The organism is Polynucleobacter sp. MWH-CaK5 (assembly GCF_018687615.1).
GTDB lineage: Bacteria > Pseudomonadota > Gammaproteobacteria > Burkholderiales > Burkholderiaceae > Polynucleobacter.
Genome location: NZ_CP061299.1, coordinates 825,461 through 841,627, shown reverse-complemented (window position 1 = coordinate 841,627; position 16,167 = coordinate 825,461). Strand labels below are relative to the sequence as shown.

Annotated in this window: 12 protein-coding genes; 4 read left to right on the top strand and 8 right to left on the bottom strand. The window is 42.7% G+C overall.

All coding sequences use genetic code 11. The annotated features are described in order from the left end of the window. Positions 1-62 precede the first annotated feature (62 nt). Complete coding sequence (gene tsf / locus GQ367_RS04265; RefSeq protein ID WP_215291784.1) at positions 63-944, bottom strand: translation elongation factor Ts; 882 nt, start codon at positions 942-944, stop codon at positions 63-65. After that, entirely contained in the window at positions 944-1,693 is a 750-nt protein-coding gene (gene rpsB / locus GQ367_RS04260; protein ID WP_215291782.1) for a 30S ribosomal protein S2, read from the bottom strand. The genes tsf and rpsB overlap by 1 nt, the downstream gene beginning before the upstream one ends. Before the next feature lie 156 nt (positions 1,694-1,849). On the opposite strand from rpsB, the gene map reads away from it, so the two are divergent. Then, positions 1,850-2,698 carry a type I methionyl aminopeptidase gene (gene map, locus GQ367_RS04255; protein WP_251370211.1) on the top strand — a complete coding sequence of 283 codons (849 nt, stop codon included), beginning with the start codon at positions 1,850-1,852 and terminating at the stop codon, positions 2,696-2,698. 11 nt (positions 2,699-2,709) lie between these two features. Further along, positions 2,710-5,274, top strand: a complete 2,565-nt coding sequence (locus GQ367_RS04250; protein ID WP_215291780.1) for a [protein-PII] uridylyltransferase — start codon at positions 2,710-2,712, stop codon at positions 5,272-5,274. On the opposite strand, the gene GQ367_RS04245 is transcribed toward GQ367_RS04250, so the two are convergent. From GQ367_RS04245 to GQ367_RS04235, 3 genes are read right to left on the bottom strand one after another with little or no spacing between them, the layout of a single operon-like run. Continuing rightward, entirely contained in the window at positions 5,271-5,765 is a 495-nt protein-coding gene (locus GQ367_RS04245) for an NUDIX hydrolase (protein WP_215291779.1), read from the bottom strand. The two genes, GQ367_RS04250 and GQ367_RS04245, sit on opposite strands and share 4 nt — an antisense overlap. Beyond that, on the bottom strand, positions 5,758-6,627 hold the full coding sequence (locus GQ367_RS04240; protein ID WP_215291777.1) for a hypothetical protein: 870 nt from the start codon (positions 6,625-6,627) through the stop codon (positions 5,758-5,760). Before GQ367_RS04240 ends, GQ367_RS04245 begins: the two co-directional genes overlap by 8 nt. Next, on the bottom strand, positions 6,627-7,748 hold the full coding sequence (locus GQ367_RS04235; protein WP_215291775.1) for a hypothetical protein: 1,122 nt from the start codon (positions 7,746-7,748) through the stop codon (positions 6,627-6,629). Before GQ367_RS04235 ends, GQ367_RS04240 begins: the two co-directional genes overlap by 1 nt. A 252-nt stretch (positions 7,749-8,000) precedes the next feature. On the opposite strand from GQ367_RS04235, the gene GQ367_RS04230 reads away from it, so the two are divergent. Beyond that, positions 8,001-8,609 carry an alternative oxidase gene (locus GQ367_RS04230; RefSeq protein ID WP_215291774.1) on the top strand — a complete coding sequence of 203 codons (609 nt, stop codon included), beginning with the start codon at positions 8,001-8,003 and terminating at the stop codon, positions 8,607-8,609. On the opposite strand, the gene ligA is transcribed toward GQ367_RS04230, so the two are convergent. From ligA to smc, 3 genes are read right to left on the bottom strand one after another with little or no spacing between them, the layout of a single operon-like run. After that, positions 8,606-10,609, bottom strand: a complete 2,004-nt coding sequence (gene ligA / locus GQ367_RS04225; RefSeq protein WP_215291772.1) for an NAD-dependent DNA ligase LigA — start codon at positions 10,607-10,609, stop codon at positions 8,606-8,608. The genes GQ367_RS04230 and ligA overlap by 4 nt on opposite strands. A 6-nt stretch (positions 10,610-10,615) precedes the next feature. After that, on the bottom strand, positions 10,616-11,683 hold the full coding sequence (locus GQ367_RS04220) for a cell division protein ZipA C-terminal FtsZ-binding domain-containing protein (protein ID WP_215291770.1): 1,068 nt from the start codon (positions 11,681-11,683) through the stop codon (positions 10,616-10,618). Next, entirely contained in the window at positions 11,683-15,198 is a 3,516-nt protein-coding gene (gene smc / locus GQ367_RS04215; RefSeq protein ID WP_215291768.1) for a chromosome segregation protein SMC, read from the bottom strand. The genes GQ367_RS04220 and smc overlap by 1 nt, the downstream gene beginning before the upstream one ends. A 122-nt stretch (positions 15,199-15,320) precedes the next feature. Here smc and dapD point away from each other — a divergent pair, with 122 nt between their 5' ends. Beyond that, positions 15,321-16,154 (top strand): 2,3,4,5-tetrahydropyridine-2,6-dicarboxylate N-succinyltransferase, encoded by an 834-nt coding sequence (gene dapD, locus GQ367_RS04210; protein ID WP_215291766.1) that lies wholly within the window; start codon positions 15,321-15,323, stop codon positions 16,152-16,154. The last annotated feature ends 13 nt before the right edge of the window (positions 16,155-16,167 follow it).

Genomic DNA, 16,167 nt, shown 5'->3' with positions numbered 1-16,167 from the left:
TTACAAAAGTATAAAAGGCACGAAGGTTTTAGCCCCGTGCCTTTTTGAACTACAAGAACTACTTAGGCCGTGGCTTTTGCAGCAGCTACCTGAGCAGCAACTTCAGCAGCAAAGTCATCTTGACGCTTTTCAATACCTTCACCTACAACATACATCGTAAAGCTCTTGATGGTTGTGTTAGCAGCCTTCAACATTTGCTCTACAGTTTGTTTGTCGTTTTTAACAAAAGTTTGATTCAACAAAGAAACTTCTTTCAAGTACTTCTGAACTGAGCCTTCAACCATCTTAGCGACGATTTCCGCTGGCTTGCCTGATTCAGCAGCCTTAAGTTCAGCAACACTCTTCTCTGTAGCAATCTTGTCAGCCGGCACGTCTGCTGAAGACAAAGCAATTGGCTTCATCGCAGCAATGTGCATGGCCACGTCTTTAGCAGCAGTATCGTCACCAGTGTATTCAACCATCACACCAATGCGTGTGCCGTGCAAGTAAGACACTAACTTGTTCTCACCTGAAAAACGTGTGAAACGGCGCAATGACATGTTTTCACCGATACGGCCAATCAATTCAGCACGAACTTCTTCAACTGTCTTACCAGAGTAAGGCAAGGCAGACAAAGCAGTCACATCCGCTGGATTCTTTTCAGCAACCAATTGAGCACAAGCATTGCTCAATGCCAAGAAGTCATCATTCTTAGAAACAAAGTCTGTTTCGCAGTTAACTTCTAGCAATGCGCCAGTTGTACCGTTGATGAATGCAGTGATAACGCCTTCAGCTGTAACACGTGAAGCAGCTTTACCAGCTTTGCTTCCAAGTTTTACACGCAGAATTTCTTCTGCTTTAGCCATATCGCCATCAGCTTCAGTCAAGGCTTTCTTGCACTCCATCATTGGAGCATCAGTTTTGGCGCGTAGTTCGCCAACCATTGCAGCAGTAATTGCAGCCATTACTCGCCCTTTCCTTCTTCAACGAACTCGTCAGCGTCGCCTTTAACAGCTTCTAACACTTGGTTCACTGCGTTTGCTTTGCCTTCCAAAATAGCATCAGCCATCGCACGAACATACAAAGCAACCGCTTTGCTTGAGTCGTCGTTACCTGGGATGATGTAATCAACACCTTCAGGTGAGTGGTTTGTATCAACAACGGCAATAACAGGAATGCCTAATTTCTTAGCTTCTGTTAAAGCAATCTTGTGGTAACCAACGTCCACCACGAAAATCGCATCAGGTGTGCCAGCCATATCCTGGATACCGCCCAATGATTTCTCTAATTTCTCGATATCACGACTGGTTGTCAAAGCTTCCTTCTTAGACAAACGCTCCCAATCGCCATTTTCGCGAGCAGCAGTCATGTCTTTAAGACGCTTGATAGAACCTTTAACTGTTTTGAAGTTGGTCAATGTACCGCCCAACCAACGAGCATCAACGTAAGGCATGCCAGCACGAGTTGCTTCTTCAGCAATGATCTCTTTTGATTGACGCTTTGTACCAACGAACAAAATAGTGCCGCGGTTTGAAGCTACTTGACGCACGAACTTTTGCGCTTCCAAGAACATTGGAAGTGTTTTTTCGAGGTTAATAATATGAATTTTGTTGCGATGACCGAAAATATAAGGGGCCATCTTTGGTGACCAGAAGCGAGTTTGGTGCCCAAAATGGCAACCGGCTTCTAGCATTTGACGCATAGTCACTGACATGTAAATCTCCTAAGGGTTGTGTCTAGAACCAAGTCCTGACTGCACTAAAAAGTGCCACCCTGGACGGCTTGGTTCGTGATTCTGCTCCAGACCATCTGAAACAGTGAACGTATTCTACCCTAAAAATCGTATTAAAGCCATGAAAACAATGAATTTATGCTGGATAATCGGGGTATGTTGACTGAAACTAAAAAACCCACTTCTGAAGAATTCATTGCCGGTATGCGTGAAGCTGGTCGCTTGGCCAGCGAGGTACTCGACCATGTGACACCATTTATCAAGGCAGGCGTTACCACTGGGGAACTTGACCAGATTTGCCACGATTACATGGTCAATGTTCAAAAAACAGTCCCAGCACCCCTTAATTACCAGCCTCCAGGCTATCCACCCTTCCCGAAATCCATCTGCACCTCGGTCAATGACGTTATTTGCCATGGAATCCCAGGAGATCGGATACTCAAAGATGGCGATGTGGTCAACCTTGATATCACCGTGATCACCCCCACTGGTTACTATGGCGATACCAGCCGAATGTTTTCGATTGGCGAACCTTCAATTTTGGCCAAAAGACTCTCACAAATCACTTACGAGTGCATGTGGCTGGGGATTGCTCAAGTCAAACCAGGCTGCACTTTGGGCGACATTGGTCATGCAATCCAAACTCATGCAGAAAATGCAGGTTACTCAGTGGTCAGAGAGTATTGCGGTCACGGCATTGGACAAGTGTTCCATGATGAACCCCAAATCGTGCATTACGGCAAACCAGGTTTGGGTGAGCAACTCCACGAAGGCATGACCTTCACGATTGAACCCATGATTAATGCTGGTAAACGAGATATCAGAACCATGCCTGATCAATGGACGGTTAAGACCAAAGATCGCAGCTTATCTGCTCAGTGGGAGCACACATGCTTGGTTACTCCAACGGGCGTTGAGGTGTTGACCTATTCAGCAGGCAGCCCTCCGCCACCTGCGTGCGTTAGCAATCTTAAGTTCAGACCGTAAATCCAGTAAAAATGGACACCCTTGCAACTCTTAAAACTCGTCGCGAGGCTCGCTTTGAAGAGTTCAAAAAAGATTTAAACGTCCACAAATTAACCAAAGATATTTGCCAGCTCATAGATCAGCAATTGTTGTTGGCATGGCAAGAAAATGGTTTGGATGAGTATGCGGCTCTTGTGGCTGTAGGTGGATTTGGTCGAGCGGAGCAATATCCATATTCCGACGTTGACATCCTGGTTCTCCTCTCTGAAAAGCTCAGCGCTGATCAATTGGCCATAGCTACCCCAAAAATTGAAAGCTTCATTACCCGCTGTTGGGATCTTGGCATAGAGATTGGTTCATCGGTACGTAATATCGAAGAGTGTTTAGAAGAATCAGCAGCTGATATCACCGTTAGAACCGCACTTCTTGAATCACGTCTAGTTGGTGGAGATAAAAAACTCTACCGTCGATTCTTGGTGCAATTTGACGCTGCCATGGATGCCAAGGCGTTTTATCAAGCGAAGTTATCAGAACTGCGTCAAAGACATCACAAATACAACGACACACCCTACTCCTTAGAACCCAACTGCAAAGAAAGCCCCGGTGGCTTAAGAGATCTGCAAGTGATTCTATGGATGACCAAAGCTGCCAAGCTGGGAAATAGCTTTTCCGATTTACATAAAAAAGGTCTGTTGACCAAGCGTGAATCATTAGAGATCAATAAGAATCTAAAGCTATTACAAACCTTGCGTACTCAATTGCACTTGGTTGCCAAGAGACGTCAAGATGTTTTGGTGTTCGATTTGCAAACACAGCTCGCCGAATCATTTGGTTTGACCTCAGAGAATGGCACTCGTGCCAGCGAAAAGATCATGAAGAAGTATTACTGGGCCGCTAAAGCGGTGACCCAGCTCAATGAAATTCTGCTACAAAATATTGAGGCGATTCTTTTCCCTAAAGAATCCAGAATCACCAGACCAGTCTCAGAGCATTTTGTTGAGAAACAAGGTTTGCTGGATATCTTGGATCCAAACTTATTTGAGAAACACCCCAATCAAATTTTGCGGGCTTTTTTGCTTTATACAAAAACTCCAGGAGTGAATGGATTCTCAGCGCAAATACTGAGAGGTTTGTATAACGCCAGAAATCTCATGAATGCTGAATGGCGCAAGCAAGCCGAAAACCGAGAATATTTCATGGAGATTGTGCGCCAACCTCAAGGCGTCACAAATGCATTCCGCTTAATGAACCAAACCAGTGTCTTGGGTCGTTATCTACCTGCCTTTAGGCGGATCGTTGGGCAGATGCAACATGATTTATTTCATGTGTACACAGTCGATCAACACATCTTGATGGTGCTGCGCAATGTGCGACGCTTTTGGATTGTGGAGCACACACACGAGTTTCCATTCTGTAGTCAACTGGCTGCCAACTATGACAAGCCATGGCTCTTGATCTTAGCAGCCTTATTCCATGACATTGCCAAAGGACGCGGTGGTGACCACTCAGATCTTGGTAAAAAAGATGCTCGTCTATTTGGTAAACAGCATGGCTTGAATAAGGAAGATACTGATTTATTGGTGTGGTTGGTTGCTGAGCATTTGACCATGAGCCAAGTTGCACAAAAACAAGATATCAGCGATCCAGATGTGATCAAGGCGTTTGCCAAGAAGGTAAAGACAGAAAGACGCCTAACGGCTCTTTACTTATTGACCGTCGCAGACGTCAGAGGAACCAGCCCCAAAGTATGGAATGCTTGGAAAGGCAAACTACTAGAAGATTTATACAAGCTCACTTTGAGAATTCTTGGTGGCGAACAACACGATCTTAGCTCTGAGTTAGAACAAAATCAGTCAGAGGCAAAAAAAATGCTTCGCCTGTTTGGTCTTCAAGCAGATGCTCATGAGAATCTCTGGAAACAATTAGATATTTCTTTCTTTTTAAGACATGAACCCAGTGATATCGCTTGGCTCACCAAACATTTGCATGGTCGTGTGAATTATTCCGAGCCAATTGTGAGAGCGCGTCTATCTCAAATTGGTGAAGGTTTGCAGGTTGGTGTTTATGTGAAGGATCAAGTAGATCTATTTGCTAGGATTTGCGCTTACTTTGATCAACAGGGTTTTTCAATTTTAGATGCCAAGATTCATACGACACAGCATGGCTATGCTTTAGACACTTTCCAGATTTCTGGAACGAATATGTTGCGTGAAGGAGGTCATTATCGAGACATCATTCAACTGGTTGAGCATGACTTGGCTGCAATGCTTCAACAAAGCGCTCCACTGCCAAATCCTAGCAAGGGTCGCCTATCAAGACAATCAAGAAGCTTCCCCATTCAACCTCGCGTGAGCCTCAGGGCTGATGAGCGCGGACAATACTATGTCTTATCTGTGTCCGCCAACGATAGGACAGGACTTCTCTACGCGATAGCCAAGATTTTGGCTGAGCACCATATCTCTCTTCATACTGCCAGAATCAATACATTGGGTGAGCGCATCGAGGACGTATTCTTGTTAGATGGACACAACCTGTCCAAAGATTCAAAAATACAAGTCCAACTTGAAACAGAGATCTTGGATGCTTTAGCAGTTTAGTTTTTTTCTGCCAAGTTAATCACTCTTTTAATTCTCTCATTAGATACTTCAGCAAACCTGAACCATTTGGAAACCTCAGGATCTGAGGGAGATGATTGTGTAATGGGATTAAGCAAAAACGCACAGTCAATGTGCCAATGCTCTGGCTGTGCTTTAAGAGGGTTTTCAGGTATCAGATGAATATCAATATCTACAGGAATATCATCTCCAAGCAATGAAGTTTGCCATCCAGTTTCCTCAAGAACCTCTCTTTGAGCAGCAATATGTGGCAATTCACCATCATCAATATGTCCGCCAGGTTGAAACCATTCTTTAATGTAGCGGTGGAAAATCAGCAAAACAGAATCATCTCTGATAACTATGCCACTGGCTGTTAAATGAAAATCATATTGACTGGACTTATAAATAGAATTGAATTTTGGATCAATGTATAAATTCAGTTTATTTGCCCTTTGAAAGTAAAGATTTATAAACTTGTTGATATCAAACATAACTTGCAACCCCTGAAATAAGAAATGTAAGAAAAATTAATCCTAATACATGATCACCCAATTTTTCCTTCATCAATAAACTAGCAAGTACGATGGAAAATAAACCCGTTAAATTCAAAATTGGGAGAGCAATATCTACAAAAATTGAATTGATAGTGTAAATAAAAGATATTTGAGTCCCCAAAGTCAAAATTGATCTTAGTAAAGTAATTTTTAATAGAGCAATAGAAAAATTTAGCGTTTTAAATTTATAAAATAACATTGGTAATGTCCAGATGGTCCTCCAGAAAATTACCCCAATAGTAAAAAAAATTAGCCCTTCAAAATTATTATGTGAAAAATAATTTCCCATAAAATACTTACCAAAAATTGCCTGAGCAGTAACTCCCAATACAATAAGTACAAGAAAGTATAAGGAATTAAGCTCAAAAATTTTAAACCTCAAAAACAAAGGGACTGTAATTAAAAAGCCAATCAGCTGAACTGCTATTTGATTTATGTTGTGAAATCCACTAATAAATCCAAAGATTATTGGCATAAAAAAGTCTGATGCCCTGGTCATGAGAGTGACTTTCAACAACTCATACTTCTTAATTGCATATGAAAAAGTAATAGCAACAACTTGAATAATTGCCCCAAAAAAAAATGCATCTAAGCAAAAAATATTTTTGTAAACTAAATTACCGTAACCAAGTAATAGGCTGCAGACCACTGCAAGAAAAACTGGAAACAAGTTGTTAAAAAAGGTAATTTGAATTACACATTCTTTCTTATAAGCAAATTGCCAGCGATCTATTACATTAATAGAAGCTCTGGATAAGCTTGAAAAACAAGCGACAGCAATAACAAATAAAGAATCCATCAATATTTAAAGAAATATTTATTAAGCCATTTTTCAGCAATAAATTTTTTTTCTTCATTTTTTATTTGAGTAATAACGCCCAATTCTTTTTGCAGAATTATTGATGCCGCATAAATCATTTCGGCTTGCACTAACTCAATGTATCTATCAACAACACCTCCATCAATAAAATTAACAGAGTTACCTTTGTTAAATAAATACGCTACTTTATTTTTTAAGAGATTTTTTGGCTTTTGATGATTTCCGCCTGAAGAATCATCCTCAAAATACTCGAGTAGACAAGTATTGAATTCATCATCAGAGGATGTTGCCGAAAATATATACACTCCTGATTTAAAATTGTCTAAATCTTTCTTGCTTAAGGCTTTATTCCCAGTAGCAGATACAATTAAATCTGCACTTTTGATCAAAATATCTCTTTCTCCGCTCTGAATACCAGATGCCAATCCTTTAACAGTTTTAATTGGGTCCTCATCAAAGAAATAAATATGAGAAGCCCTACCTTTTAATGCCGCACAAATTCCACTTCCAATCTTTCCATACCCAATCACAAGAACTGTTTTTCCAACCAATACCTCCAATCTGGACCTAAGAATTTTTTCTATTGAAAATGCAATTGCCTGGCCAACTAATATATCTTCAGGATCCTTAAGAGTGCTTCTTGCCACTGAAATAATTGGAAATGTTGGTTTGTTTGGGTTTTTTAAGGCCTTTTGATATCTTAAGTGACCATTTTCTGTATCTTCAATTACTCCCAAAAATTTATTTTTTCTATCATTTAAATACGCAATTTGCGATGAGAAATAACCACCCATATCAAAAATTATGAATTGTTTAGTATTTATGTGCGAATCTAATGTTCTAAAAAAAGATTCTGGTTCTTGATCAATTTGAAATCTTGATACATCTAACATCAGCCCATATTTAGAGTAATCATCAATTGTTGTATGTGTTTTGGAGCTATGCTTTGGAATTATTATTAGCTTTGTAAATTGCTCTCCTAATATTTTTAAAAAAACCCTAGCATCCTCAACAAGATGCGTAACAACAATTGCAACAGAATCTTTTGGCAAGTTGTTTACAGAATTTATTGATTTAAAAAATACCTCTCTCTTTTCCAAAATTATTTCCTCGCTCAAAAGAAAAAATAATAAATATCTAGTAAGGTATTTTTACAGCAGTAAAGTGTAGGAATTTTCTGAAAGTTACGTGGGAAATTTCCTACAAAATTCTTATTTTGTAGTCTTTTTAAGCACTCTCTAATTTGTTTAAATAGCTCAACAATAGCCTGTTTTATATGCTACAGTCGTTTCAGTCTTACTTTTAAGCACAATGCTTTTTGCCTTGCCTAAACATCCTATAGGAAATAAGCTATGAGACACAATCCTTCAAGCCTTAGCGATCGAGTTGCAAAAAGATTCACCCTGTTACTAAGATGGACTGCAGACACATTTTTCAGCGGTCGATATGGTCACAGAGCTGTGGTTCTTGAGACAGTGGCGGCCGTTCCAGGAATGGTTGCGGGTATGTGGACACATCTTAAAAGTCTGCGCCAAATGAAAACAGGTTATGGACCAAAGATTCGCACACTATTGGCTGAAGCAGAAAATGAGCGCATGCATCTCATGACATTCCTTGAAGTTGCAAAGCCAAACTGGCTTGAGCGAATGATTGTCTTGATTGCTCAAGCAGTGTTTTGGCATTTGTTTTTCTTTATTTATGTCTTTTTCCCAAGAACAGCGCACCGCATCGTCGGCTATTTCGAGGAAGAGGCTGTGATCAGTTACACAGATTATCTTGCGCAAATTGATGCCAATCCTGAACTAAACATCCCTGCGCCAGCCATTGCAATCGAATATTGGAATTTGCCTGCTAATGCCATGCTACGTGATGTTGTGATTGCGGTGAGAGCTGATGAACAAGGCCACAGTGATGTTAATCACGCTTTTGCGGATGATTATGACAAAGGTATTGCTAGCTAATTAGATTGAAGTAAAGCCAACATCTGAACCTCATCAATCACTGCAACACCTAACTCTTGAGCTTTCTCAAGCTTGCTTCCAGCATCAGCACCAGCAACCACATAATGTGTTTTGGCAGACACAGATCCTGCAACTTTTGCTCCAGCCTTTTCTAACAGAGCTTTTGCTTCATCACGCGACATGGTGGGTAATGTTCCCGTCAAAACAAATGTTTTACCAAGTAATTCTGGGTTGATCGTTGAGGTTTCCACCTCAAGCTCAATGCCAGATGCCAATAATTGCTCAACAACCTCTCTGTTATGAGATTCACTAAAGAAACTGAGCAATGATTTTGCGACTACGGGACCGACATCATTGACCTGAAGTAATTCTTCTTCATTGGCAACCATGAGCTTTTCAATCTGCCCAAAGTATTTGGCCAAATCTTTGGCGGTGCTCTCACCAACGTGACGAATCCCCAGGGCAAAAATAAATCTAGCCAAGGTATTTTTTCTGGATTTTTCAATTGACTGAAGTAAGTTCTCAGCCGACTTTTCACCCATTCGGTCTAAATTGGCCAAAGCCATTAAGCCCAAGCGATACAAATCGGCTGGAGTTCTTACAATGGATTGTTCGACTAACTGATCAACAATTTTTTCACCTAAGCCATCAATATCCATCGCTCTGCGTTGAGCAAAGTGTAAAAGCGCTTGCTTGCGCTGAGCTGGGCAAAACAACCCACCACTGCATCTTGCAATAGCCTCTTCCTCTGGCTTTTCAATATGAGAGCCGCAAATCGGGCAAGATGTGGGCATGACAAAAGCAATCGCTGAAGATGGGCGCTTCTCTTTGATGGCTGAAACAACTTCAGGAATCACATCACCTGCACGACGAACCACCACGGTATCGCCAATGTGAACATCTTTGCGACGAACCTCATCTTCATTGTGCAAAGTGGCATTGGTAACAGTCACGCCACCAACCACCACCGGTGAAAGTCTGGCTACTGGTGTGATCGCCCCAGTTCGACCCACTTGGACATCAATACCCAAGACAGTTGTCAGAGCCTCTTGGGCTGGGTATTTATGAGCCACAGCAAATCTGGGCGCTCTTGAAACAAAGCCTAAATCTTCTTGCAGTTCTCTTGAATTAACTTTATAAACCACCCCATCAATGTCATAAGGCAATTGATCACGCAAGGCACCAATCGACTGATAAAACCCCATCAAGCCATCAATCGATTGAACGACTGCGCGATGTTCGCAAACAGGCAAACCCCAAGATGCATAGAGATCTAATAATTCAGAATGCGTTTTAGGTACAAAGATTGACGGTTCACATTGACCAATACCGTAGGCATAAAAAGACAAGGTCCGTTGCGCAGTGATTCTAGGATCTAATTGACGCAAACTACCCGCTGCCGCATTTCTTGGGTTGGCAAAAGTTTTCTCAGATTTATTGATGGCAGCTTGATTCAAACTTTCAAAGTCTTTATGACTCATAAAGACTTCGCCTCGAACATCCAAGACTTTTGGATGTGAAGCACCTTTAAGTTTTAAAGGGATCGCCTTGATTGTTCTGATGTTGGCTGTGACGTCCTCACCACTGTAACCATCACCGCGTGTGGCGGCTTGAGTTAGAAGACCATTTTCATAACGCAAAGATATGGCCAAACCATCAAACTTGAGTTCAGCAGCATATTCAACAGCACTTAAATTTAATCCCTCACGACAACGCTTATCAAAAGCCTCAGCCTCTTTGTCTTCCAATGCATTATTCAAAGAAAGCATCGGAACCACATGTTTGACTTCAGAAAAAAGATCGCTGGCTTGCCCACTCACTCTTTGTGATGGTGAATCAGAAGTGATCCAATCAGGATGCTCCTGCTCAATAGCTAACAATTCTCGGTAGAGCTTGTCGTATTCAACATCGGGAAGTTTGGGGTCATCAAGAACGTAGTAGGCATGATCCAAGCTTGCCAACTCGTCTTTCAGCCAGGCATATCGGGCCGAATCAGCCATAAGGACCTAGGAATAAAGTCTGCTTGCAGCAGCAGAACCTGCAGGAATACCCTGAACCATCATCGCCTGATAAATCTCTTCAAGCTGTTCCTTGATGGCAACGATAGCCTCATCAACCAATGGCCTTCCAGCATCATCCACCAAATGACCGTTGAGCGCTTCAGCCAAAAGCTTGGCATCATCCAGCATCAATTGAAATGGCGTCATCTCATAAGATACGTGAGGAAGATTTAACAGCAATGTCACATACTGAACATTTGACTGACTTAAATCATCGCGCAAGAAGTTGGCTTGATCAGCTATCAACTTATATATGACCATATCGGAAACAACACGCTGATATTCACGACCATCGCGTGACAACAAGAATCCAGCTTTATTAGCCACATTCTGAATAGTCATCAAACTCCACAAACCATTTTTGGGAACAACGGTGATGCCCAATTGAATGTCACACTTTGCAGCAAAATCATCCAAACTTTTAGCTGATTCGATGACCTCATTGTGAGAAGCCAAATCTAACTCAGCATCTAAAGCATTTGATAGCAATTGAGCTTTGGAAATAAAGTCTGACAAATCAACCATGCCAATAGGGCCAGATCTGTTGGCCAATTGAATCGCCAACTGGAGTTCCGTAAAACTCAGCTCTGGCGAAATTGATTGCCAAACACCATCCGTGCTCAAGCCTTCATGTAGCCAGGTAAATTGAGTATTTTTTGGCCAGTCAGATAGCTGACTCAAAATTTCTTGACCAGTGATAGGCTCCGGTAAACGCAATGTGGCAACACAATCGATCAAAGGATCAATCTTTGCCAAAACAGCTTGAGAATGAATTACTTGGCCACCAGCACCACCAAGACTTGGCTCAGCTTTGCCCAGGACTGTATCAACCGATGAAAAACTTGGTTCCGATGAATCCGTGGAGTTGTCCATCGATTCACTCTTGTCTAACTTGCGAATACGCATCGCGTTATAAATCATGACAAGGACTAATAGACTAAAACCAATTAGTCCAAGAGATAACTGAAGATCCGACAACCCTAAGGATGTAGCAAGTTCAGTGAACCAAACCATTAAGCAGCCTCCACCATCGTTGCCGCAGCCTCTAAGTCAACGGCAACAATTCTAGAAACACCCTGCTCTTGCATCGTGACACCAATCAATTGGCTAGCGATTTCCATGGTGATCTTGTTGTGTGAAATAAAGACGAATTGAGTATTTTTAGACATTCTTGCAACCATGTCAGCATAACGACCCGTGTTCGCATCGTCCAATGGAGCATCAACCTCATCCAGTAAACAGAATGGGGCTGGGTTCAATTGGAACAATGAGAAGACCAAAGCAATCGCAGTCAAAGCTTTTTCGCCACCTGACAACAAATGAATGGTTGAATTCTTCTTGCCTGGCGGTTGAGCCATCACCTGAACACCAGAATCTAAAATCTCTTCACCAGTCATCACCAACTTGGCGTTTCCGCCACCAAATAAGTCTGGGAATAGTTTCGCAAAATGTTCGTTCACCTGATCAAATGTGCCTTGCAACAATTCACGCGTTTCAGCGTCAATTTTTGAAATAGCATCCGTCAATGTATTGATCGCTTCATTCAAATCAGCTGATTGAGCATCCAAGAACGTCTTACGCTCGTGCGCACTGGCCAACTCTTCAAGAGCCGCCATGTTCACAGGACCCAAACCTTGAATTTCTTGGTTAAGCTTGTTCACTTCAGATTGCAAAGTGCTGACCTTCATGTCAGGCGTTAGGCGTGCTTGCAATTCCTCAACATTGGCCTCAGCATCCATCAACATGGTTGCAAATTGCTCAACGTTCAAGCGAGCCGCTTGCTCCTTGAGTTGAAGCTCCATCGCCTTATCACGCAAAGGTTGCAAACTGCGCTCAATTGTTAAACGTGCCTCATCACCTTCGCGCAAACGATGGGAGATAGCATCCATTTCTGTTCTGGCATTTGCCAAAGCAGCTTCACGGGCGCTTCTTTGAATCAATAAGTTTTGTAAAGCATCTTGGGCAGCTTCATCAGACAAGCCATGCAACTCTTCTTGAGAATTGCCCAAGCTCACTTGGATGTCACCCACCTGTTGTTGTGCAGACTGTTGATCACGCGTTAGATCACTGATTCTTTGAACCAATGTTCTTGTATTGAAAGATGCTTCACTTGCTTCACGCTCAGACAAACGCAAAGCTTCACGAGCTTGCTCAAGAGCATGCTGTGCTGCTTGATAAGCGTCTTGTGCTGTCGTCAAACTATCGCCATGCACACCTTTTTCATCTTGAACACGGTCTAGCTCGCCCTGACCTTCATCTCTGATTGATTGAAGTTCAGCAGATTGCTGAGTGAGCTCATCAAGTTCACGATTGATTTGATCTGCTCTGCTTCTGTATTTTTCATCAGCCTGAGCTAATTGCAAACGCTCAACCTCTAGGTTGTGCGCCTCTCTCACAGCTTGCTCAGCCGTTTGGCGAGCCTGCTGGGCTAACTGATGTGCTTGATGATAGGCAGACTGCGCTCTGTTGGCTTCACTCTGAGCTTCATCAAGAATCAATTGCTGAGCTTTTAACTGTAAGTCTAAGTTTTCAATTTCTTGACCACGAGCCAACAAGCCAGCTTGCTCTGAGTCTTCGGCATAGAGCTGCAAACTCACACGACTAACAATGTGCCCTTCTTTGACCAAAAGAACGCCACCTTGAGGTAGCTGTTCACGACGACGCATGGCGTCTTCTAAGCTATCGGCAATATAAACATTGCCCAACCACTCTTGGATCACAGCTTTAATGCCAGAGTCTTTGACCTGAACACGGCTCATCAAACTGGTCAAACCGTTGACGCTTGAATCTGAATTAGAAACACCGTTACCAGAATAGAAAGCCAAACGAGATGGCGGCGCATCTTGTGCAAGACGAACAGCCTCATTCAAATCGCCCGCTTGTAAAGCAGTGACTCGCTCACGCAAGACAGCTTCAAGAGCAGTTTCCCAACCCTTTTCAACTTGCAAGTCTTGCCATAGGCGTTGTTTTTTATTGAGGCCTTTTTGCTCTAACCACGGACCAACTTTGGCTTGAGCTTGAACTTTTTCTTGCAATGCTTGCAACGCACTGAGACGAGCTTGCGTTTGACTCAATGCCGCAGAAGATTCTTGCAATGTCTGCTGAGCTTTTTGTCGCGTCGCATCTGCTTCTGGAACACTCACATTGGCTGCTTCAGAAACTTCTTGGGCTTCATCAGCCTTGCGCTGAGCCATGGTTTGGCGATCAGTAGCCAAGCTAAGAGCCTCAGCATCAGGTTTTACCAAACTAGATAAGTCTGCTTGTAAGCGCTCTTGACGTTGATGAAGTTGATCTAATTGACGACCAGCAGCCAAAACTCTCTCAGCCAAACTTGCTAAACGCTGATCAGTTGAGGACACAGCTTCACGCGCTTGATCCAAAGCTTTTTGTGTTTCTAAATAAGTTACTTCGTGCGCTGGCAACTTCTCCTGAACCTGATGAAGAGCCTCTAAGAAACGCTCTTCGTTTTCGCGAGCAGACTCTAAATCAATATTGGTTTGACGCAATGCATCTGCAGCAGCCACTTCTTGTGAAGACCAACGAGATAACTGCGCTTGCAAATCTGAAATCTGTTGCTGTAGGCGTGCACGTGATTCTTGAACATAACGAATCTCATTCTCAAGCTTACCCACTTCAGCATTCACTTCATAAAGCTCACCTTGAGCCGTTGAAACCAAATCTTGAGATGTGTAATGAGAACTTCTTAATTCTTCTAATTCAGCTTCTGCATGACGCAGCTTAGCTGTTTGTTCTTCTAGTTGAACTTGAGAATCTCTGATGGCATTGGCGTGACGCTCTTGCTCTTTACCTGCTTCAGTCTGACGAACCAACCACAACAATTGTTGTTGCTGTGTCATCTGGGTATTCAGATCTTTGTATTTTTCAGCAACTTGAGCCTGACCCTCTAGCTTGGTGAGATTCTGAGTTAACTCACGCAGAATGTCTTCTACTCGGGTCAAGTTTTCTCTGGTATCTTCCAAACGAGATTCAGTCTCTTTACGACGCTCTTTGTACTTAGATACACCGGCAGCCTCTTCCAAGAAAACACGTAACTCTTCTGGTTTGGCTTCAATGATTCTTGAGATCATGCCCTGACCAATGATGGCGTAAGCACGAGGACCTAAACCAGTACCCATGAACATATCATGAATGTCTTTACGTCTGACCGTTTGATTATTGATGTAATAGCTAGAAGCTCCATCACGAGTCAGCACACGTTTGACTGACAATTCAGCAAAAGTGCTCCATTGACCAGCGGCGCGACCATCGGTGTTGTCAAATATCAACTCAACACTTGAACGACCGGCAGGCTTTCTTTGGCCTGAGCCATTAAAAATAACGTCCTGCATGGACTCGCCACGCAATTCACTGGCCCTCGATTCACCTAAAACCCAGCGAACAGCGTCAATGATGTTGGATTTACCACAACCGTTCGGTCCCACAACGCCAATTAATTGGCCTGGAAGCTCGAAATGAGTAGGATCTACGAAGGATTTGAACCCTGAAAGTTTTATAGATTTAAGTCGCACGGCTAACTTCTTTTAATGTAATCATTGTGATGATACCAAGGTAGGGATAGAAAGAGCACTTCCTGGAGTCGACAGATATAATCTAGGCTTATTACTTGTTATTTTTAAAGGAAAAAGAGTTTATGCCAACGCTACAGAACATCATTGATCAAGCCTGGGAAGACCGCGCAAGCCTATCACCTTCAGCAGCCCCAAAAGAGGTTCGCGAGGCAGTGGCTACCGTATTAGCTGGCTTAAATGACGGGTCTATTCGCGTTGCTGAGCGTCAATCAGTGGGTAAATGGAATGTGAATCAATGGGTTAAAAAGGCCGTTTTGATCTCTTTCCGCTTAGAAGACAACCAGGTGATGTCAGCCAATGGCACCAATGGTTTCCCACAGTTTTACGACAAAGTTCCAACCAAATTCGCTAATTACACGGCTGAAGACTTTGCCAAAGGCGGTTTCCGCGTAGTTCCACCGGCAACAGCTCGTCGCGGTTCATTTATTGGCAAAAATGTGGTTTTAATGCCCTCATACGTCAATATCGGCGCTTATGTGGATGAAGGTTCGATGGTTGACACCTGGGCAACTGTTGGTTCATGTGCCCAAATTGGTAAGAATGTTCACCTTTCAGGTGGCGTTGGTATCGGCGGGGTTCTAGAGCCTGTTCAAGCAGGTCCAGTGATCATTGAAGATAACTGCTTCATCGGAGCGCGCTCTGAAGTGGTTGAAGGTGTTGTGATTGAAGAAAACGCTGTTTTATCAATGGGTGTGTACATTGGTCAAAGCACCAAGATTTATGACCGTGAAACTGGTGAAGTTCACTATGGTCGTGTACCAGCTGGCTCAGTGGTTGTTCCTGGCTCATTGCCATCAGCATGCGGTAAATACAGCCTCTATGCAGCCATCATCGTTAAGAAGGTAGATGCTCAAACCAGAGCTAAAACAGCTATTAACGATCTATTAAGAGACTAAGCTAACTCATTAA

Coding starts and splice junctions, on each gene's coding strand:
- rpsB (WP_215291782.1), bottom strand. CDS start 1,693: ATGTCAGTGACTATGCGTCAAATGCTAGAAGCCGGTTGCCATTTTGGG.
- GQ367_RS04250 (WP_215291780.1), top strand. CDS start 2,710: ATGGACACCCTTGCAACTCTTAAAACTCGTCGCGAGGCTCGCTTTGAA.
- tsf (WP_215291784.1), bottom strand. CDS start 944: ATGGCTGCAATTACTGCTGCAATGGTTGGCGAACTACGCGCCAAAACT.
- GQ367_RS04245 (WP_215291779.1), bottom strand. CDS start 5,765: ATGTTTGATATCAACAAGTTTATAAATCTTTACTTTCAAAGGGCAAAT.
- dapD (WP_215291766.1), top strand. CDS start 15,321: ATGCCAACGCTACAGAACATCATTGATCAAGCCTGGGAAGACCGCGCA.
- GQ367_RS04220 (WP_215291770.1), bottom strand. CDS start 11,683: ATGGTTTGGTTCACTGAACTTGCTACATCCTTAGGGTTGTCGGATCTT.
- GQ367_RS04240 (WP_215291777.1), bottom strand. CDS start 6,627: ATGGATTCTTTATTTGTTATTGCTGTCGCTTGTTTTTCAAGCTTATCC.
- GQ367_RS04230 (WP_215291774.1), top strand. CDS start 8,001: ATGAGACACAATCCTTCAAGCCTTAGCGATCGAGTTGCAAAAAGATTC.
- ligA (WP_215291772.1), bottom strand. CDS start 10,609: ATGGCTGATTCGGCCCGATATGCCTGGCTGAAAGACGAGTTGGCAAGC.
- map (WP_251370211.1), top strand. CDS start 1,850: ATGCTGGATAATCGGGGTATGTTGACTGAAACTAAAAAACCCACTTCT.